Annotated in this window: 15 protein-coding genes; 8 read left to right on the top strand and 7 right to left on the bottom strand. The window is 61.6% G+C overall.

All coding sequences use genetic code 11. The annotated features are described in order from the left end of the window. Positions 1 to 43: 43 nt before the first annotated feature. The 7 genes from DW178_RS07590 to DW178_RS07560 all read left to right on the top strand — a co-directional run bounded on the left by DW178_RS07590 (position 44) and on the right by DW178_RS07560 (position 7,762). Entirely contained in the window at positions 44 to 1,090 is a 1,047-nt protein-coding gene (locus DW178_RS07590) for a YeiH family protein (RefSeq protein ID WP_118350400.1), read from the top strand. Between the two features lie 36 nt (positions 1,091 to 1,126). Further along, a complete protein-coding gene (locus DW178_RS07585; RefSeq protein ID WP_118350399.1) occupies positions 1,127 to 1,963 on the top strand; it encodes a deoxyribonuclease IV in 837 nt (278 codons plus the stop codon). 393 nt (positions 1,964 to 2,356) lie between these two features. Continuing rightward, on the top strand, positions 2,357 to 3,700 hold the full coding sequence (locus DW178_RS07580; protein ID WP_118350398.1) for a phenylacetate--CoA ligase family protein: 1,344 nt from the start codon (positions 2,357 to 2,359) through the stop codon (positions 3,698 to 3,700). An 86-nt stretch (positions 3,701 to 3,786) separates the two neighbouring features. Next, the gene (locus DW178_RS07575) at positions 3,787 to 4,440 is read left to right on the top strand and encodes a LysR substrate-binding domain-containing protein (protein WP_118350397.1); all 654 of its coding nucleotides are present in this window, start codon (positions 3,787 to 3,789) and stop codon (positions 4,438 to 4,440) included. Between the two features lie 144 nt (positions 4,441 to 4,584). Continuing rightward, the gene (locus DW178_RS07570; RefSeq protein ID WP_118350396.1) at positions 4,585 to 5,535 is read left to right on the top strand and encodes a 2-oxoacid:acceptor oxidoreductase family protein; all 951 of its coding nucleotides are present in this window, start codon (positions 4,585 to 4,587) and stop codon (positions 5,533 to 5,535) included. A 5-nt stretch (positions 5,536 to 5,540) separates the two neighbouring features. Beyond that, positions 5,541 to 6,839 (top strand): transketolase C-terminal domain-containing protein, encoded by a 1,299-nt coding sequence (locus tag DW178_RS07565; RefSeq protein WP_118350432.1) that lies wholly within the window; start codon positions 5,541 to 5,543, stop codon positions 6,837 to 6,839. Positions 6,840 to 6,841: 2 nt separating this feature from the next. Continuing rightward, on the top strand, positions 6,842 to 7,762 hold the full coding sequence (locus DW178_RS07560; protein ID WP_118350395.1) for a thiamine pyrophosphate-dependent enzyme: 921 nt from the start codon (positions 6,842 to 6,844) through the stop codon (positions 7,760 to 7,762). Positions 7,763 to 8,009: 247 nt separating this feature from the next. Here the strand turns inward: DW178_RS07560 and DW178_RS07555 are convergent, their stop codons facing one another. The 3 genes from DW178_RS07555 to DW178_RS07545 all read right to left on the bottom strand — a co-directional run bounded on the left by DW178_RS07555 (position 8,010) and on the right by DW178_RS07545 (position 10,361). After that, positions 8,010 to 8,867 carry a universal stress protein gene (locus DW178_RS07555; protein WP_118350394.1) on the bottom strand — a complete coding sequence of 286 codons (858 nt, stop codon included), beginning with the start codon at positions 8,865 to 8,867 and terminating at the stop codon, positions 8,010 to 8,012. Positions 8,868 to 8,948: 81 nt separating this feature from the next. Then, on the bottom strand, positions 8,949 to 9,179 hold the full coding sequence (locus tag DW178_RS07550; RefSeq protein WP_118350393.1) for a hypothetical protein: 231 nt from the start codon (positions 9,177 to 9,179) through the stop codon (positions 8,949 to 8,951). Between the two features lie 12 nt (positions 9,180 to 9,191). Further along, on the bottom strand, positions 9,192 to 10,361 hold the full coding sequence (locus tag DW178_RS07545; RefSeq protein ID WP_118350392.1) for an inorganic phosphate transporter: 1,170 nt from the start codon (positions 10,359 to 10,361) through the stop codon (positions 9,192 to 9,194). Between the two features lie 486 nt (positions 10,362 to 10,847). On the opposite strand from DW178_RS07545, the gene DW178_RS07540 reads away from it, so the two are divergent. Next, a complete protein-coding gene (locus DW178_RS07540) occupies positions 10,848 to 12,413 on the top strand; it encodes an aminotransferase class I/II-fold pyridoxal phosphate-dependent enzyme (protein ID WP_118350391.1) in 1,566 nt (521 codons plus the stop codon). A 400-nt stretch (positions 12,414 to 12,813) separates the two neighbouring features. On the opposite strand, the gene recQ is transcribed toward DW178_RS07540, so the two are convergent. The 4 genes from recQ to DW178_RS07520 all read right to left on the bottom strand — a co-directional run bounded on the left by recQ (position 12,814) and on the right by DW178_RS07520 (position 19,571). Beyond that, positions 12,814 to 14,703, bottom strand: coding sequence for a DNA helicase RecQ (gene recQ, locus DW178_RS07535; RefSeq protein WP_286168592.1), 1,890 nt, complete (start codon positions 14,701 to 14,703; stop codon positions 12,814 to 12,816). A gap of 163 nt (positions 14,704 to 14,866) precedes the next feature. After that, positions 14,867 to 15,277, bottom strand: a complete 411-nt coding sequence (locus DW178_RS07530; RefSeq protein ID WP_118350389.1) for a peptide deformylase — start codon at positions 15,275 to 15,277, stop codon at positions 14,867 to 14,869. A gap of 178 nt (positions 15,278 to 15,455) precedes the next feature. Next, complete coding sequence (locus tag DW178_RS07525; RefSeq protein ID WP_118350388.1) at positions 15,456 to 16,763, bottom strand: amidohydrolase family protein; 1,308 nt, start codon at positions 16,761 to 16,763, stop codon at positions 15,456 to 15,458. Positions 16,764 to 17,504: 741 nt separating this feature from the next. After that, positions 17,505 to 19,571: an elongation factor G gene (locus DW178_RS07520; RefSeq protein WP_118350387.1), complete on the bottom strand. Its 2,067-nt coding sequence runs from the start codon at positions 19,569 to 19,571 to the stop codon at positions 17,505 to 17,507. Positions 19,572 to 19,834: the final 263 nt, after the last annotated feature.

The following is a 19,834-nucleotide window of genomic DNA, read 5'->3' as shown; positions in this document are numbered from 1 at the left end:
TATAGTTGACCGCGTCATACAACTTACGCGTAGAAAGCATCCCATGTCCCGCATCAAAATCCTTGCGCCCGGCATTGCCGTAAGCGCCCTTATCGCCGTCGTTTGCTGGTTTCTCGGCCAGGCGGTGCCGCTGGTGGGCGGCGCCGTGTTCGCCATTTTGCTGGGCATGGTCATCGGCACGTTCTGGAAGGAGAAGGGCGCGGCAGGGCCGGGCATAAAGTTCGCATCGAAGAAGATCCTGCAAACCGCCGTGGTGCTGCTGGGCTTCGGATTGCCGCTAACGCAGTTGGCCCAGGTGGGAGCCATGTCGCTGCCCGTCATCCTGTCCACCATCTCCGCGTCGCTGATCACCGCGGCGGTGCTGTGCCGCGTGATGCACGTGCCCGGGCGCACCGCCACGCTCATCGGCGTGGGGTCCTCGATCTGCGGCGGCTCGGCCATCGCGGCCACCGCACCGGTCATCAAGGCCGACGATCAGGAAGTGGCGCACGCCATTTCGGTGGTGTTCCTGTTCAACGTGCTGGCGGCGCTCATCTTCCCCACCTTGGGCGACGTTATAGGTTTGAGCAATAACGGCTTCGGGCTGTTCGCGGGCACCGCGGTCAACGACACGTCGTCGGTGACCGCCGCCGCTGCCGTGTGGGACGGCATGCACCCTGGCGCGAACGCTCTCGATTACGCCACCATCGTCAAGCTCACGCGCACGCTCGCCATCATCCCCATCACGTTCGCGCTGGCGCTGTGGGTTTCCGCGCGCAAACGCAAGCAGGCAGCGCAAAACGGCGCGGATACGACTTCTACCAGCGGTTTCAGCTTGAAACGCGCGCTGCCCACGTTCATCGTGCTGTTCGTGTGCGCCTCCCTGATGGCCACGGGCGCCAGCGCCGCGAACATCGATCCGGCCGTTTTCGCGCCGCTCAAAACGCTCAGCAAGTTCTTCATCGTGGTGGCCATGGCCGCCATCGGCCTGAACACCGACGTGGTGGGCCTGGTGAAGTCGGGCGCAAAACCCATCGTGCTGGGCGCGGCATGCTGGGTGGCCATCGCGTGCACGAGCCTGGCGGCGCAGCACGCGTTGGGACTCTGGTAGCGGAATAGCAAGCTTTATAGCGAAGAAAGGGTCGATATGCTGACCATCGGATGCCATCTGTCAACGTCGAAGGGCTTTCTGGCCATGGGCGAAACCGCGCTTTCCATCGGCGCGAACACGTTCGCGTTCTTCACGCGAAACCCGCGCGGGGGCAAGGCGAAGGCCATCGACCCCGCCGACGCGGCGGCGCTGCGCGCGCTGATGGCCGAGCACAACTTCGGCCCCCTGGTGGCGCACGCCCCCTACACGCTCAACCCCTGCTCGGACAAGCCACACGCCCGCGAGTTCGCACTGGAATGCATGGCAGACGACCTGGTGCGCATGGAATCCGTGCCCGGCAACTACTACAACTTCCACCCGGGAAGCCACGTGAAGCAAGGCACGGAAGCGGGCATCGAGCTGATATCAGGCCTGCTCAACCAGGTGCTGCGCCTCGAGCAGACCACCACGGTGCTACTGGAGGCCATGGCAGGCAAGGGCACGGAAGTCGGCCGCACGTTCGAGGAGTTGGCCGCCATCATCGACCGTGTGGAGCTCGCCGATCACATGGGCGTGTGCCTGGACACGTGCCACATCCACGACGGCGGCTACGACATCGTGAACGACCTGGACGGCGTGCTCGAGGAATTCGACCGCGTGATCGGCCTTGAGCGCCTGCGCGCCGTGCACATCAACGACTCGAAGAACCCCTGCGGAGCGCACAAGGACCGCCACGAATGCATCGGCCAAGGCTTCATCGGCGTCGACGCGTTCCAGCGCATCGTCACGCACCCGGCGCTTCGCGACCTGCCCTTCATCCTGGAAACCCCCAACGAGCTGCCCGGCTACGCAGCCGAGATCAAGCTTTTGCGCGAGCTGGCAGAAAGGGAGTAAACAGCGAAAAGGCCGCTGGCGCAGGACGCGTTGGTACCCGGACAGCACACAAGGAGAATAGGGAAGGCGACACGCCTTCGCCTTCCCTATTCTCCGCCCTCCACTCCCCCTCTTCCCATGCGGCAGCTCACCCGACAACCGTTGAGCACGCAAACCGACAAATACCCGCGGCAAACATTGCGATTCTTTTTGCCAGCTTCCCCTTCCCCGCCCCTTTCTTCGTAATATATTCCCAGGTCAGCTAGGTTATCGTTTTGCCCGATAACAATCCATCGATAAATATCCTAGTAACCTGCGTTGAATACCGGGCAATTCGGTGTTTCAATACGAACAGCAAAACCACGGCAGGCAAGGCGCCCGCCGGCACTACGCAATAGCAAGGAGCACCGCATCATGGCAAAGAAGAACATCCCGTACGACCAGAAGTACTACGATCCCGAAATCGAGTGCATGCCGCGCCCCGAGCTTGAGCAGCTGCAGCTTGAGCGCCTGCAGACCATGGTGCAGTACGCTTACGACAACACCGTCTACTACAAGCGCAGCTTCGACGCCGCCGGCGTGAAGCCCTCCGACATCAAAACGCTTGACGACCTGGCGAAGTTCCCCTTCATCAACAAGCAGACCGAGCGCGAAACCCAGCACGTGGGCAGCTTCTTCGGCGAGCTGTGCAGCGTGCCCGAGGAGGACGTCGTGTTCATGGCCACCTCCTCCGGCTCCACCGGCGTGCCCACGGTCAGCCCCTTCACACAGGAGGACTTCGACCTGTGGCAGGACACCGAGGCCCGTCTGTTCTGGCAGGCCGGCATGCGTCCCAACGACCGTTACGTCCACGGCCTGAACTTCGCCCTGTACGTCGGCGGCCCCGACGTCATCGGCGCGCAGCGTCTGGGCGCACTGGCCATCTGGGCCGGCGCCATCCCCTCCGACCGCCTGATCTTCGTGCTGAAGCAGTACCAGCCCACCATCATCTGGACCAGTCCCTCCTACGCCTGGACCCTGGGTCAGAAGATTAAGGAGAAGGGCCTCGACCCGCGCAACGACTTCAGCATCCGCACCATCATCGTCGCAGGTGAGCCGGGCGGTTCCATCGAATCCACGCGCGAGAGCATCGAGGAGCTGTGGGGCGCGAACGTGGTCGACTTCTTCGGCCTGTCCGACATCTACGGCGCCTGCGCGGCCATGTGCGAGGCGAAGGACGGCCTGCATATCGTGGAGGACCAGATCCTCGTTGAGACCGTCGACCCGGTCACCGGCGAGGTGCTCGAGCCCGGCAGCACCGGCGAGCTCACCTACACCACGCTCATGAAGAAGGCCCGCCCGATGATCCGCTTCCGCACCGGCGACATCGGCTACGTTTCCACCGAGAAGTGCAGCTGCGGCCGTACCCACGCCCGCATCCACGTAACCGGCCGCAAGGACGAGATGTTCATCGTGGGCGCCGTGAACGTGTTCCCCTCCGACGTCGAATACGTCGTGCGCAAGGAGCCGGGCCTGACCGGCGAGTACTCCATCCGCGTGTACGACGAGAACTTCACCACCCGCTACGAGGTGTCCGTCGAGCGCGCCTTTGACAGCGACGAACCCTACGACCAGGTGTCCAAGCGCGTCGAGGCTGCGCTGAAGGCCCACACGGGCGTGCGTCCGGCCAAGGTCATCGTGTTCGACGCCGACAAGCTGGGCACCTCCAGCGAGCACAAGGCGAAGCGCTTCGTCGACGAGCGCGACGGCGCGAAGTAAGCGGCAGCGCAAAACTCCCTGATTTACATCGGCCGCTTCCCGCGGCGGGTTTTGCGGGAAGCGGCATTAAGCGAAAGGATCTTCCCATGGCATACGATTTCTCCGTTTCCGGGCAGCATTACCTGTTCAATGTCCAGACGTTTGCGCACACGGTGCTGGCGCTGGGCGGCGACTCCTACAATTACGCGTTCCGCGATCGCACCACGCAGGGCGTCATCGACGACGTCGCGTCGGGCGAAAGCGAGCTGGGCGTAGTGTTCGAGACCTCCGCGACCGCCGCGGACCTTGACGCCGCCTTCGACGCCGCCGGTCTTGAGTTCGTGCAGCTTGCCGAGTCCGCCCCGCGCGTGGCGCTGCCGGCCAGCCACCCGCTGGTCAACGCGTCCAGCTTAACGCTCGAGCAGCTTGCCGATTACCCCTACATCTACTTTGACCAGGGCAAAGACGCTCCGGCAGCCTTCTTCGAGGAGGCGCTGGGCGACCAGCCGCGCGCCAAGTCCATCGCCACCACCGACCGCGCCAGCCTCTCCGAGCTGATCGTGGCGCTCAACGGCTACACGGTCACCTCCGGCATCCTGGTGGGCATCTCCGACGGTGCGCAGCTGCGCACGGTTCCGCTTGACGCGGACGTCACGCTGCGACTGGGCTACCTGAAGAAGAAGGGCGCGCAGCCCGACGGCACCGCGGCGCGCTTCGTGGCAACGCTCGAGAAGAACTTGGAGCGTTACGCCAAATTCTAGGAAACGCGGTTTTGCGACCTTGAAGGGGACGAGTGCACTCGTCCCCTTTTCGGCGTCTGGCGGGCCGGCGCCGGGTCCGCCAGACGTTTGGCAAAAGCCTGGCGTATGATGGAACGGCGTATACAAGACGGGAAAAGGTTTCATATGATAGAAGTGCTTTGGCATGGCCGCGGCGGGCAGGGGGCCTTCACCGCCGCTCGGCTTCTGGGCGCGGCGGCGTCGCTTGACGGCAAGCGGCACGCGCTTGCGTTCCCCTCGTTCGGCCCCGAGCGACGCGGCGCACCAATGCGCGCGTTCACCAAGATCGATACGGTGCAAGTCGGTGACCGAAGCGCCGTTGCGAAGGCGGATTTCGTGATTTACCTGGACGGAACGCTGCTGGCGCCTGGCTGGGAGCGCGAGCTGAAGCCGGGCGGCATCTGCCTGGTGAACACCGCCGACGCGCTGGACGACCCGCGCTTGCTGGCCATCGACGCGGACGGCCTGGCCACCGAGCTTCTGGGCCGGCCCATCCCCAACACGGTGTTTTTGGGCGCTTTGGCGCAGCTTGCCGATTGCGTGGACCGCGAAAGCGTGGAGGAGGCCATCCGCCAATACATGCCCGTGAAGCTGCACGAAGCCAACATCAAGGTGGTCGAGCGCGCCATCGCGCTGGTTCAGCAGGCCGAGGTTGTCGGATATGCGGAGGCTACCGACGGAGAGTCCGCATATCCGACTGCTGATGAGTCGGAAACGGTAACCGGTCTACACCGGTCGGCGCACTCTACCGCAACGCATATGCCGCAGCTGTTCGCCACCGTTCCCAAGCCTTCCGCCTACGCCGACACCACCTGCTACACGGCGGGTTACCTGACGCAGGTCAACGCGGGCTGGCGCAACGTCCGCCCGGTGCTCGACGCGGACGCGTGCACGGGCTGCCTGCAGTGCTACCTGTACTGCCCGGACGGCGCCATCTTCAAGGTTGCCAGCCAGAACAAGGCGGGCGTTTCGGTGGATATCGACCTTGATTTCTGCAAAGGCTGCGGGGTTTGCGCCGCCGCCTGCAAGTTCGACGCGCTTTCCATGGCGCCCGAAACGAACGCGAAGGAGGCGTGATGCGCATGAAGCGTTTTCTATCCGGTGACGAGGCGTTCGCCGAGGGCGTGCGCCTGGCGCGGCCGCAGGTGATCTCGGCCTACCCCATCACGCCGCAGACCGTCGTGGTCGAGCGACTTTCCGAGATGGTCGAGGAAGGCCAGCTGGCGGCCGAGTACGTGCACGTCGAAAGCGAGCATTCGGCCCTGTCATGCGCCATCGGCGCGTCGGCCACGGGCGCGCGCACGTTCACGGCCACGTCGAGCCAGGGCCTGCTGTACATGGCCGAGTGCCTGACCTACGCCGCGGGCGGCCGCTTCCCCATCGTCATGATGAACGCGAACCGCGCCACCGCGCTACCCTGGAACATCTACGGCGACCAGCGCGACAGCCTGGCGCTTCTGGACCACGGCTGGGTGCAGGCGTACGCGCAGGACAACCAGGAGGCGCTTGACCTGGCACTCATGGCCTACGCCGTAGCCGGGGACCCTGAGGTCCGCACGCCGTTCATGGTGAACTTGGACGGTTTTGCGCTCACGCATACCTACGAAAGCGTGGACATCCCCTCCCAGGAGCAGGCCGACGCGTTCCTGCCGCCCTATGACGGCGCGGGCAACCGCTTCGACTTCGCAAACCCCGTCAACATCGGCTACTCGGCGGGCCCGGAGTTCAACCGCTACTTCAAGCACTCCGCGCACAAGGGCATGCTGTCGGCCGCCGACGCCGTCGAGCGCGCGGAAGCGCGCTTCGCCGAGGTGTTCGGCAGGAGCTACCCGGGCCCGATCGAGGCCGTGGACTGCGACGATGCCGACATCGTGCTGATCACGCTGGGCTCCATCGCAGGCCTGGCGCGCGAGCGCGTGGCGCAGCTGCGTGCGCAGGGCGTGAAGGCGGGCCTGGTGCGCATCCGCTACATGCGCCCGTTCCCCGCACAGCAGATCGCTGCAGCCCTGGCGAACGCGGCAGCCGTCGGCGTGCTGGAGAAGGACGTCAGCTTCGGCGCGGAAGGCACGGTCATGACCAACGTGTGCTCCGCACTACAGCAGGCGGGCAACGCCGTGCCGGTGGTGAACTTCGTGGGCGGCCTGGGCGGCGACGATATCTCGCAAGCCCAGATGAGGGGCATGTTCGAGGTGCTTTTCCAAATCGCCGCGGGGCGCATCGCGCCCGAGGATTGCCCGCGCGTGGGCTTTTTGGGCGTCGACTCCGTGGCCGACGAGTTCGGGAACCCCTGCTGCGAAGACTGCGGCGACGCCGTTGCCGGCGGCGCCCCTGAAAGCGTGCGCGACGGTGCGTGCGCAACCGATGCGGAAGGAGGCCGATAGCCATGGCTTTGAACGCGAAGACCCTGCCCGATGACGAGTTCTTCTTCGGGCACAAGGCCTGCGCCGGATGCGGCGGATCGCTTGCCGTTCGCGCAGCGCTCAAGGTGCTCGGCCCGAACGCGGTGGCTGCGCTGCCGGCGGGCTGCATGAGCGCCGTGGGATTCAACTTCCCGCAGCTTTCGTTTGCAAACAACGCGATGATCACGCCTTTTGCGGCGACTGCAAGCGTGCTCACCGGTATCGAGGCAGGTTTGCGGGCGCAGGGCATCAAGCCCGATGACTGCACCGTGGTGGGTTTCGCCGGCGACGGCGGCACCGCCGACATCGGCCTGCAGGCGCTCTCGGGCGCCATCGACCGCAACGACGACGTGCTCTACATCTGCTACGACAACGAGGCGTACATGAACACGGGCATCCAGAAGAGTTCGCTGACGCCCTTCGGCGCGAAGACCACCACCACGCCGGCCGGGCGCAACGCGCACGGGTGCCTGACGCAGAAGAAGAACGTGTTCGAGATCGTGGCCGCGCACGGCATCCCCTATGCGGCCACCGCCAGCGTGGGGTATCTGCCCGACTTCCTGCGCAAGCTGGAACGCGCCCGCGACATCCGCGGCACGCGCTTCATTCATGTGATCGCGCCCTGTCCGACCGGCTGGGGCTGCCCCGAGGCCGATATGGTGGACGTGGCGCGCGACATCGTGGACTGCGGTCTGTGGTACCTGGCCGAGTACGAAGGACCCCAGCTCAGCGGCGTGCCGGGCGGGCAGTTCAAGCTCAGCAGGAACCCGCGGGAATTCACCAGCGTTGAGGCATACCTGCGACGTCAAGGCAGGTTCCGTGCGCTCACCGACGACGAGATCGCCCAGGTGGAAGCTGGCCGCGACGCAAAATGGGAGCAGATCCGCCGCGATTGGATGGCGTAAGGCAGGGATGCGCGACGAAGCGGCGGCACGACACGACGGCTGAGATTCGCGAATGAATTACCGACATGGGGCCATCCTCCCGGCGGCATTTCTTTCGCCCGCAAAACCCGCCTCGCCACCGCGCAGCGGGCGATTTGCCCGCCCGCAAAACCCAATAGAAACGGAAACCGGCGCCCTCGAGCGCCGGTTTCCGTTTGGAGGGGATGCCGCCATGCGGAGATGCGACATCGGATATGTTGCGAAGCGCTTATGCCTGAGGGACGATGATGGTCGGCACCTTCAGGTTCAAAAGCACGCTGTGCGTGACGCTGCCGAACAGGGTGCGACCCAGCACGTTGCGCGAGTTGGTGCCCATGACCAGCATGGACGCTTCTTTCCCGGCCTCGATAAGGGCACGGGAGGGCGAGGAATCCTCAACGGTGCGGCCCGTGACCTGCAGCGCCGGGTACTCGAAGGCAAGTCGGCCGAGCTGGCAGTCAAGCTCGATCTGACGCTGCTCGCCGACGGGGGCAAGGCCGCCGCCCATGGATTCCGCGGTGCGCTCAAGCCATGCGGGAACGCCCCAGGCGCTGATCAGCTCAAGCGGCTGCTGCGTGGCAACGGCCACGCGCGCTGCGAAGTCGATGGCGCGGGCGCTTACCGCCTCGTCGGGGCCGACGCCCACGACGATCCCGGTGCCCTGCTGCTTCGCATCCCAGTCCGCGGGCACCACGACGGTGGGGACGCTGGTTGAGACGGAAACGCGCAAGCCCTTCGCGCCGCTGATGGTTTCGCCGATGGTGTGGCCGTGGTGACTGCCCAACACGATCAGGTCGTGCATGGCCGCGGAATCGGCGAGCACGCCGACGATGTCACCAACGGAGACGCTTGCCTGGATGCGCATATCGGGATAGCTTTCCAGAGCCGCTTGGCGCTTCTTCTCGAGCGCGGCGGTCACGGTATCGGTGATGGTTTCGACGCCTACTCCGGCTTTGTTGGCGATCGCTTCATCGATGACCGCCAGCATGTGGACGTCGTAACCGACCACGCGAGCGAATCGCACCGCCCAATCAAGGGCGCGACGCCCGCGATCGCTGCCATCAATGCCTACCAAAATGCTTCCCATTGCAACTCCTAACGAAGTAATCGCATTCGGATATCGGTCAGAAAATGATACCCGCCAAAAGCACCTATCCGCAATCGTTGATTAGTGGAACATGGGAATCATCAGCCAAAGGGCGAATAGGACGATCGAGACGCAAGCAGTGAAGCAGATGACCGAGATCACTCGGTGCATCAGATGAGCGTTGCCCTGAGCATCCACCGAGCCGTCTGCCCACATGCGCAATCCCCAGGCATACAGGACGCTGATAAGGCTTGCTACGCATACAGCGGTGAATAGAACGGTAGCGAAGCTAATAATTTCAGTCGTGATCATGTTCTACCTTCCTTACGCAGCCTGAGCTTGGGGCTGGACCGTGCGAGTCTTCTCGGCGTTGATGTTCACCTTATGGCTATCGTTGACATTGCCGCTGTTGACCGGATTGCGCTTCGAAAGGCGGAAGATGATCAACGCGACGCACACGGCGATGGCAACCGTCGCCACGGTTCCCCAGACGCCGGTTTTGGCCAGCGCGCAGGCAAGAGCGCCGACGATACCGGCCGCGGGGAAGGTGACCAGCCAGGCGATTGCCATACGGCCAGCAACGCCCCAGTTAACCGGATTGCCCTTCTTGCCAAGGCCCGTGCCGATGATGGAGCCGGAGCAAACCTGCGTGGTGGAAAGCGCGAAGCCAAGGTGGGACGACACCAGAATGGTAGTGGCGCTTGCAGCCTCAGCGGCAAAGCCCTGCGGAGTGCTGATCTCGGTCAGGCCCTTGCCCAGCGTACGGATGACGCGCCAACCGCCCATGTAGGTACCCGCAGCGATGGCAAGGCCGCAGATGGCGACGACCCAAAGCTCGGGGCCGGAACCGGAAGGCTGCAGGCCCACGGCAATAAGGGTCAGCGTGATGATGCCCATGGTCTTCTGCGCGTCGTTGGTACCGTGCGAAAGAGCCACCAAGCAAGCGGTAACGGTCTGCCCGTGGCGGAAGCCGGATTCAACCTGCTTGTCGCTCATATGCTTGACCACGACAAAGATAAGCTTCACTGCGCAGAATGCAGCAAGACCGGCAACAACGGGAGACACCAGAGCAGGTACGAGGATCTTGGTGATCACGGCGCCGAAGTTCACACCCTCAACACCCGCGCCGATGATGACGGCGCCGACCAGACCGCCGAACAGCGCGTGGCTGCTCGAGGAAGGAAGGCCTACCAGCCAGGTGAGCAGGTTCCAGATAATGGCGCCGATCAGACCCGCCAAGATGAACTCGGGGGCGATGGTGACCACTTGCTCGTTGATCAAACCGCCGGAGATGGTCTTTGCAACCTCTACGGACAGAAACGCGCCGACAAGGTTCAGCGTGCCCGCGGCGATAACTGCGGTCTTGGGCTTGAGTGCGCCCGTCGCAATGGACGTTGCCATCGCATTGGCCGTATCGTGGAAACCGTTCGTGAAGTCAAACGTCAATGCGGTGACGATCACCAAACCGACGATTACCAGCGTTGCCGGATCCATTGCTTTTGTTCTCCCTTCGAAAACTATAGTGCGTCGTTAAAACATCGAACACTCGAGTGTCTTATCTCCAGGAAGGACTTGACGGTCTCGAACGTGCTCCTGCGACGTTTCAAGGGCGCAGCACACCCTCGGCATGCAGAGAGAAAGTCTAGGGGCGCTATGTAAAGCGACTGTAAGGCCGACTTCAGGTACGGGTAATGCTTTGGAGGAATCGGGGAGAAGAAGCGAAAAGACCGCTCATCGAAGAAAGTTCATTCTTGAACTTCAAGGGCTTTATGAAATTAAACACACAGCTATACGAACGTGCTACACTGCAAGAAATTGAACCACTGAACTATGAACCGCAGGCGAGTTTTCACCTCAGTTCATAGTTCAATTTAAAGGTTCATAAACCAAATTGTTCATGCTTTGGTTCAATTTGAAGTTCAATTCTATATTGAACTAACCTTTGAACCTGTAGTTTGAACTCTGAACGAAAGGAACGGCATGGATCAGAACGTGTTTGCCGAACAACTGAAGATTGCCATGGATGCCGCCGGCATGAAGCAGGCAGATTTGATCCATGCAGCACAAGAAGAAGGTCATAAACTCTGGAAAAGCCAGGTCAGCCAGTACGTTAGCGGCAAGACAATCCCCCGCCCCGACGTGATGCAGCTGCTTGCTGAACTATTGAACGTCACTCCTGAGTGGCTGGGCGGCGAGGAGTCTGCGCCTATGACTCCTCCTGAACATAAACCTTCTGAACCTGAACCACTTGTTCATGAGGTTCAAAACGATTTTGAACCTTTCAATACTAATGAACCTGCTGTGTCTGATGATCAAGGGAGCGTACCTATGCGTCAGTTCAAGAAATCCTCGAAGCTTGATAACGTTCTGTACGATGTTCGTGGTCCGGTTGTGGACGAAGCTGCTCGCATGGAGTCCCATGGCATGCGCATTTTGAAATTGAACATCGGCAACCCTGCCCCGTTCGGGTTCCGCACGCCCGACGAGGTGGTTCAGGACATGCGACATCAGCTTCCCGATTGCGAGGGTTACAGCGATTCGAAGGGCTTGTTCAGCGCGCGCAAGGCCATCATGCAGTACTCTCAGATCAAGGGCCTTCCTAACGTAGACATGGACAGCATCTACACCGGCAACGGCGTCAGCGAGCTCATTAACCTGTGCATGCAGGCGCTGCTCGACACCGGCGACGAGATCCTTATCCCCAGCCCCGACTATCCGCTGTGGACGGCTTGCGCCACCCTTGCCGGCGGCACGCCCGTTCACTACATCTGCGACGAGCAGGCTGAGTGGTATCCCGATATCGACGATATCGAGCGCAAGATCACGCCGCGCACGAAGGCCATCGTCATCATCAACCCCAACAACCCCACCGGCGCGCTGTATCCGCGCGAGGTGCTACAGCAGATCGTCGATGTGGCTCGCAAACATCAGTTGATGATCCTGTCCGATGAGATTTACGACCGCTTGGTCATGGACGATCTTGAGCACGTCTCCATCGCAAGCCTTGCTCCTGACCTGTTCTGCATCACCTTCTCGGGCCTTTCGAAGTCGCACATGATTGCCGGCTATCGCATCGGCTGGATGGTGCTGTCCGGCGAGAAATACTGCGCGCAGGACTTCATCTTGGGCCTGAACATGTTGTCGAATATGCGCTTGTGCTCCAACGTGCCGGCGCAGTCCATCGTCCAGACAGCTCTGTGGGGCCATCAGAGCGTGCGCAACTACGTGGTGCCCGGAGGCCGCGTATGCGAGCAGCGCGATTACGTATACAAGGCGCTCAACGACATCCCCGGCATCACCGCCGTAAAACCCCGTGCAGCCTTCTACATCTTCCCGAAGATCGATGTGAAAAAGTTCAACATCACCAACGACGAGCAGTTCGCGCTTGATCTGCTGCACGAGAAGAGGATCCTGCTGGTTCCCGGCAAGGGCTTCAACTGGGGTTCGCCCGACCACTTCCGCGTGGTATACCTGCCGCGTATCGAGGTACTCTCCGAAGCCATGGGTCAGCTCGGCGACTTCCTCTCGCACTACCGCCAAGCGTAGCAGCCTGAGAGACGCCTAACGCTTTCAGGCTTCGCGCGTGAGCAGGGGGCAGTCCCCTGCTCACATATCAAGGGTCATCCGACCGCTGCTGCGCGGTCGCCTACCGGCATGACAGGGGTCTGTTCCGTCAAGCGCTTTTGAGGCATTTAGAGATTTCAAACCATTACTCATCAGATATGGGAAGAGGGGCGCGAGCCCCTCTTCCCATATGGTGCCAAGCTATGCGTGGCCTTATTTCAGCTGATGCTGATGCGCGAAATGCACCTTGCTTCGATGCGAAGCCATTTCAAAGCAAGGCTGTTCTCGCGGCAACAAGACATCTAGCTCTTGTCCCTTGCATTAGGGAATCTCAATACGAACCCGCACCTTTCGCTCACATGCAGCCGAATCGCGCCGCCGCCTACTGCACTTCGGAGCGATAGGCTGCGATCTCATCGAGGAAGGCTTTGCCGTACTTCTCGAGCTTCTTCATGCCTACGCCGCTGACGTCCATAAACTCGTCCTCGGTTTCGGGCATGCGAGCGCACATATCGCGCAACGAGGCATCGCCGAAGACCATGTACGGAGCCAGTCCACCTTCGACCGCCAGCTGCTTGCGCAACGCACGCAGCCTTTCGAACAGATCCTGGTCGTATGCTGCATCGGGACCGCTTGCCGTACCCGACCCACCGAATGAGTGACCGCCGGCAACGCCAGGCTTGCGCTGCGGTTGTCGCAGCACCTGCTTCATCTGCAATCGAAAATCAGGCGCTGCCGCTTCCCGGAAGCGAGCCCCAAACCCCACTACGGGGAACTGGCCATCCGATATCTCCAAGTACTCGCCCGCCGCAAGCAGTTCGATGACCTCTTTCAGCTGCACTTGCGACATGCTGACGGAGTTGAGACACTTCGCCTGCGCAAGGCCGAACTGCTCAAGACGCTCCATGTTCGTGCCGCGCAGCACATCAACCACCACGCCTTTGCCGAACCTTCCGCGCAGCTCCTGCACGCAACGCATGACAGCACGCGCTTCCGCGGTGACGTCCACCGCCCTGAACCCACCTTCGCAGTTTGAGCAGTTGTTGCACAAGCCGTTGTCCTGCTGCGCTGCGGACTCATCGCCGAAGTAACGCAACATGTAGCCGCGCAGGCATTCGCACGTCAGGCAATAGCCTTCCATGGCCGCCAGCATACGGCGCCTAGCCGCGCGGGCAACCTCAGCTTCCTCGGGGCTCATGCTTTCGTTGCCGCTATCCTGTTCAAGGAAGAACCTGCAAGTGGACAAATCACCATCGCTCCAGTAGAGCATGCACTCACTTGCAAGCCCGTCGCGTCCCGCGCGGCCCGCTTCCTGATAATAAGCCTCGATGCTTGACGGCATGTTGTAGTGGACGACGTAACGCACGTTCGATTTATCGATGCCCATGCCGAAGGCGTTAGTTGCCACGATGACCGCAGCGTCGTCGTTGATCCATGCCTGCTGATTGGCGCTGCGCTCTTCTTTTCTCAATCCTGCGTGATAGCGCGTTGCCTTCACGCCGGACTGCACCAAGTGTTCGTGCACCTTCTCGACGTTTTTGCGCGTATTGCAATACACCACGCCTGAGTCCTCGGGATGCGCCTTCGCATACGTTGTGATGCGGTTCAGCTTTTTATTCGGCTCTAGGCGCTCTACGGAAAAGTGGAGGTTCGGCCGGTCGAAACCGGTGACCGCTTGGTAGGGATCTCGCAATCCTAAAAGGCGCACGATGTCGGCACGAACGCGCTCCGTTGCCGTTGCGGTGAGTGCGGCAACAGTAGGACGCGCGGGAAGCTGCTCAATGAACGTACCAATGCGCAGATACGACGGGCGAAAATCCTGGCCCCATTGCGATACGCAATGCGCTTCGTCTACCGCGACCAGCGGGATGGGCGCCTGCGAGGCGAACTCCACAAAGCGCGGGTCCTCCAAGCGCTCAGGCGCAACATAGAGCAGGTCAAACTCCCCCGCCAGAGCACGCGCCATAATCGAACCCTGCTGAGACGGGGTAAGCGTGGAGTTCAGATACGCCGCCTGAATGCCAGCATCCTGCAAGCTGCGCACCTGGTCGCCCATCAGCGACACCAACGGGCTTATGACCAGCGCAAGGCCGCTCATGACAACGCCCGGTATCTGATAGCACACCGACTTGCCGGCGCCTGTGGGCATGACCGCAAGCGCATCGCGACCTGCGAGCAAAGCCTGCACCACGCCCTGCTGGCCCGGCCTGAAATCCTTGTAGCCGAAATGCATTTCCAGCGCCAAACGCGCCTGCTCTATAGGTACCGACACGGCAAACCTTTCCCTAACAACAAGTTCCACAATGCGCAAAGTGCAAACGCAAATCCGCGATAACATGATCGCCTTACCGCAATCCTGCAAGAGAATCGCGCCTCGCAACAGCTTCGAAGCCCATCCAGAAGCGTTTCATCTGTGAAAATGCCTCGGTAAACGCCTAGATAATGATTCCTTCACAGTGATCTATTTCGTGCTGGATAATCTGCGCAGTGAAGTCACTGAAGCTTTTCTGACAAGTTTTGAACGATTCATCCTGATATGACACGCGAATCTTGCGATGCCGCCGACATGGCCGCTGCCCCACAAGCGACAGGCACCCCTCCTCGGCGGAATACTCGCTTGAGGCATGCACGATTTCAGGATTGAACATGAGCTTGGCCGTGCCATTGTCGTCGAATACGATAATGCGCTTCCGCACGCCGATCATGTTCGCCGCCATTTCCACGCACTCATGAGCGTGCGCTTCTAGCGTATCGAGCAAGTCCTGCCCGACAGGCGCATCCTCGATGGTTGCGGCCTCCGATGGCATGGCCAAGAACAGCTGGTTTCGCATAATCGGTCTGATCATCGGGCTCGTGCCTCCTACAGGAATATGGACAAGTGGGTTGCGAATACATGAAAAGGGGTTTCGCTGCACCTACTGTACCATGCGAAACCCCTGCGTTCAAGAAAAACCGAACGTTTGTTTTATTGTATTTTCACACCGTTTGACCTGCGGAAACAGCAGAACACTCCGCAAAAACCCATCACATCCGCGGCAAGAACTTATCCAACTCGCGATCGAGCTCGGGAAGGTGCTTCACGTGCAGGCCGTCGGCGAACTTGCCGCGGACCATGACGCGCCGCACGTTTCGCAGCGCTTCCAGATCATCAAGCGGGTTCGCATCCAGCACGATCATGTCAGCCGATTTCCCTACTTCGATCGAGCCCGTCTCGTCACCAAGCCCGATGATGCTCGCGTTGCCCAGCGTTGCCGCATGCAACGCAAGTTGGCGGCTTGCGCCCACGATGCGCTCGAAGTACACCAGCTCGCGCCACATATCGTATTGCGTGACGTACGGGCACGCCGAATCGGTACCCAGTCCAACGGGAATCCCCTGCTCCAAGGCCTGTTTTGCGGCGGACACGATACCGTCGAAGACGATGCGCCCGTTCACCACCTGGACCTCAGCGGAATGAGTCATCTCGGGCGGCAACTTGATGAACGGCAGCGCCGGGGAGACGGTGCAGGTCAGCGAGCTTTTGCGGCCCACGCCGTTTTCACGGAACAGCGCCAGCAGCTCGTCGTCCAAAACGCCACCATGCTCGATGGTGTCCACGCCCGCTTCCAGGCCCACGCGAACACCCTCGGTGCTCTCGATATGCGCCGCGGTATGCATGCCCAGCTTATGCGCCTCATCCACCGCTGCCGCCGCGATCTCAGGCGACATGCGCAGCACGCCCGGCTCGCCTTCCTTCTCAGCGTCGAACACGCCGCCGGTGATGAACAACTTCACCAAATCGCACTTGTGCGCGAAGCAGTCACGCACGATTTCACGCGCTTGATCAGGCGTTTCGGCAATGTGCGCGAACAGCCCCGCGCCGTGACCGCCCGGCACCGTCACGCCCACGCCCGAGGTGACCAAGCGCGGGCCCTGGTACTTGCCCGCGTTGATAGCGTCGCGTACCCACACGTCGGCGAATCCCGGATCACCCACGCTGCGCACTGTGGTGACGCCGCTTGCCAGCTGCTGCTGGGCGTGTTTGCGCAGCGTACGATGCAGGTACCAACGCCCAACGGGGTTGGCAACCACCTTCTCGATAAGGTCGCCCGCCGCGCCTGCGCTGGTGGGCTTGCCGTTGCCGCACAGATGCACATGCAGGTTGACCAGGCCCGGCATCAAATACGCGCCCTTCAAATCCACTTCCTGCGCGCCGGCAGGACCCACCGTGGAGGCAGCCGGCCCGACAGCGCTGATGCGGCCATTGTCGTCCACAGCGACGGTCATATTCTCTTGCGGCTGCATATCGCGCGTGCCGTCGAGCAGCGTTGCATGCGTGAATACGTAAGACATGGCATTCCCCTTTACTTGCCTGCGCCGATGCGTGGGCATGGCGCGGAATCAACGGTTCGAGCCTACCAAGAACTTGGCAAAGCGTCTAGGGAAAATGCCCACATGAGGAAAAGTACCGGGGTTAGAAGGAGATGCGTCAGACGGCCCGGAACGCTAGCGCCCACGACACGGAAACCCACTATAACCTGGGAGAACTCCACTCTCGCAAGACAAAGGAGACTGCAACCCGTCAACGGCGCAAGGTTTCGCGGTCATTCCGGCGGCTTCCTAGCAGACGGATTCTTCTCAAACTTGCAAGGTCCAGCGGACAGTTTTCCGTGTAACGGACAAGGGTTCTGCAAGATAGCGGCGTCATACTCAAACCAGGCGATGAGGCGGCTGGATTTAAGCGGGCCGTGTCATGGGAGACGCTCCTGACCTGCTGCTTCACTCCCCATCGCCTCTCCTCCCTTTGGAACGGGCGGGCTCCTCGCAAACTCAGGGCCTGCCCGCCACAAGCAAGCAGACCGCCGCAAAACGCAAGCGAGTCACGCTCCCGCGCATGCCGCTAGCCACAACACGCAAGCAGCCTTATGCTCCCGCGAACGTCCATGCCCCCGATTCACACCACGCGACCGTCAAACCGTCCCGACAAGAACGCACCAGGAGACGCGAATGCGAACATCAAGCCGAAACGCTTCATCGCAGCAAACAGCGAGCCGCCCCGAAGGACGGCTCGCTGCAATCATCTTATGGGCCTGCTTATGCCTTCGATGCCTGGTAAGCCTCGACCAGCTTCTTCGTCACATCGGCAGGCGCAGGGTCGTAGCCCTCCAGCTCGATGTAGTAGCTGCCAGAACCGCGCGTCATGGCGCGCAGGTCCTTGGTGTAGCTGATGACCTCGGCATATGGCACGCGCACCATGATGACCGTCTCACCCTCGTCGGTGGAGTCGGTGCCAACGATGCGTCCACGGCGCGTGGCGATATCGCCCATAACGGTGCCGGCATACTCCTCGGTCACCACGATATCCATGGTTGCCATGGGCTCGAGCAGAATGGCACCAGCCTGCTCGCATGCCGCACGGAAGCCGATGCGCGCAGCGGTCTTGAACGCCATCTCGTTGGAGTCGACCGAATGGTACGAGCCATCGAACACGGCGCACTTGATGTCAACCATGGGATACCCCGCCAAGAAGCCCTCTGCCATGGCCTCCTGAACACCCTTGTCCACAGCGGGGATCAAGCCACCGGGGATGGCACCGCCCTTGACCTCGTCGGAGAACTCATAGCCCTCGCCAGGGTTGGGGCTGATGCGCAGCCAGCAATCACCGAACTGACCGGCGCCGCCGGTCTGCTTCTTATGACGCCCCTGCGCCTCAGCCGTCTTCGTGATGGTCTCGCGATACGGGATGCGCACAGGAACCAGGCGCGCCTCCACCTTCGCCTGCTCCTTCATACGCGCAAGCAGCGTCTCCACCTGCGCCTCGCCCATTGCCGTGACGATGGTCTGGTGCGTCTGCTCGTTGCGAGCAACGCGCAGCGTGGGGTCGTTCTCAACCGCGCGCGTAAGGAAGGTGCCGACCTTGTCCTCCTCCTTCTTATTTACCGCCTCGATGGCAACGGGATATTGCGGCACAGGCAGCGACAGCGGATCGATGGACATCGTGCCCGATTGCGACAGCGTGTCGCCGGCACGCGTATCGGTGAGTTTGGGAACCACGATGATGTCGCCGGCCTTCGCCGACTTCACATCCGTGGCCTCCTTGCCCATCATCACATACAGATGGCCCAGGCGATCCTTTTTGCCCGTGCGCGCGTTGATCAGCTCCATACTGGGCGTGAGCACGCCGCTGATCAGCTTCAAGTAGCTCAAACGTCCCACGAACGGGTCGGCAACGGTCTTGAAGACGAACGCCGCCGGATCGCCGTCCTCGTCCACGAACGTCTCCTCGCCATTGGCAAGACGGAAAGCGCCGTGGTGGCGCGGGTGCGGGAAGTAGGTGCAGATATCCTTCATCACGCAGCGGATGCCCTGCTCGATGATGGTGGAACCCACGTATACGGGGATGAACAGCTCCTGCGCGATGGCCTTGTCAAGCAGGCTTTCAAGCTCTTCCTGCGTGAGCTGCTCGGAGCCGTCCAGGTATTTCATCATCAGATCATCGTCGGCCTCTGCCACCAGGTCGCACAGGCGATCGCGCGCGATCTGCGCCGCCTCGGCGTATTCCGCCGGAATATCCTCGATGCGGTCGTCGGTGGTGCCGTCCTGATCGAAGTAACGGGCCTTCATGCGTAGCACGTCGATAACGCCCTTGAAGTCCTCGGCAACGCCGATGGGAATGGTGACCGGCCCCAAGCGGCTTCCGAAACGCGCGTGCAGCTGCGCCATGATGGTATCGAAGTTCGCGTGCTCGCGATCGATGTGGTTGATGAACACGGCGCGCGACAGGCGCATGCCCTCGGCCTCGCGCCACAGCTTCGTGGTCATGACCTGGGGACCTGCGACGGCGTCGACGACGAACAGTGCCATTTCGGCAGCTTGCATGGTGGCAAGCGTGTCGCCGATGAAGTCGGGGTGGCCCGAGGTGTCGAGCAGGTTGATCTTGTAATCATGATACGGGATGGGCGCGACGGAAGTGCCCAGGGTGAACTTGCGGCGAATCTCCTCCTGGTCGTAATCAAGGTAGGATTTGCCGTCATGGGTGGTGCCCATGCGCGGCGTGCGGCCTGAAACGTGCAGCATAGCCTCGGCGAGCGAGGTCTTGCCGGCGCCGTCTTGGCCCACCAGCACGATGTTTCGGACATGTTCGGTAGCAGGAGCTGCCATACGATCACCTTCCCCTTATAAAGGCGTCGCGCCCGATTCGCCAACTCGATTCAAGCGCAAAACGCAGTCGAACCAAACGGTCGGAACACTACCGATAGTGTAGCGCAAAACCCAGCGCGATCCGGTAAAACGCCTGATGATGGATACGCCCCGGGGCGTTGCAGGGAGGTGGGCAGGGCCCCGAGGCCGCCGCAAGGGAGATGATTCGGGAAGCTAAAAGACACTGATAATGGGAATCGCGCCACCGACGATGGTTATCGGCG

It is taken from the genome of Eggerthella sp. AM16-19, assembly GCF_003474385.1.
Classification (GTDB): domain Bacteria; phylum Actinomycetota; class Coriobacteriia; order Coriobacteriales; family Eggerthellaceae; genus Senegalimassilia.
Note: the sequence above shows the minus strand (reverse complement) of the source record. Positions and strands in the feature narration are given on the sequence as shown.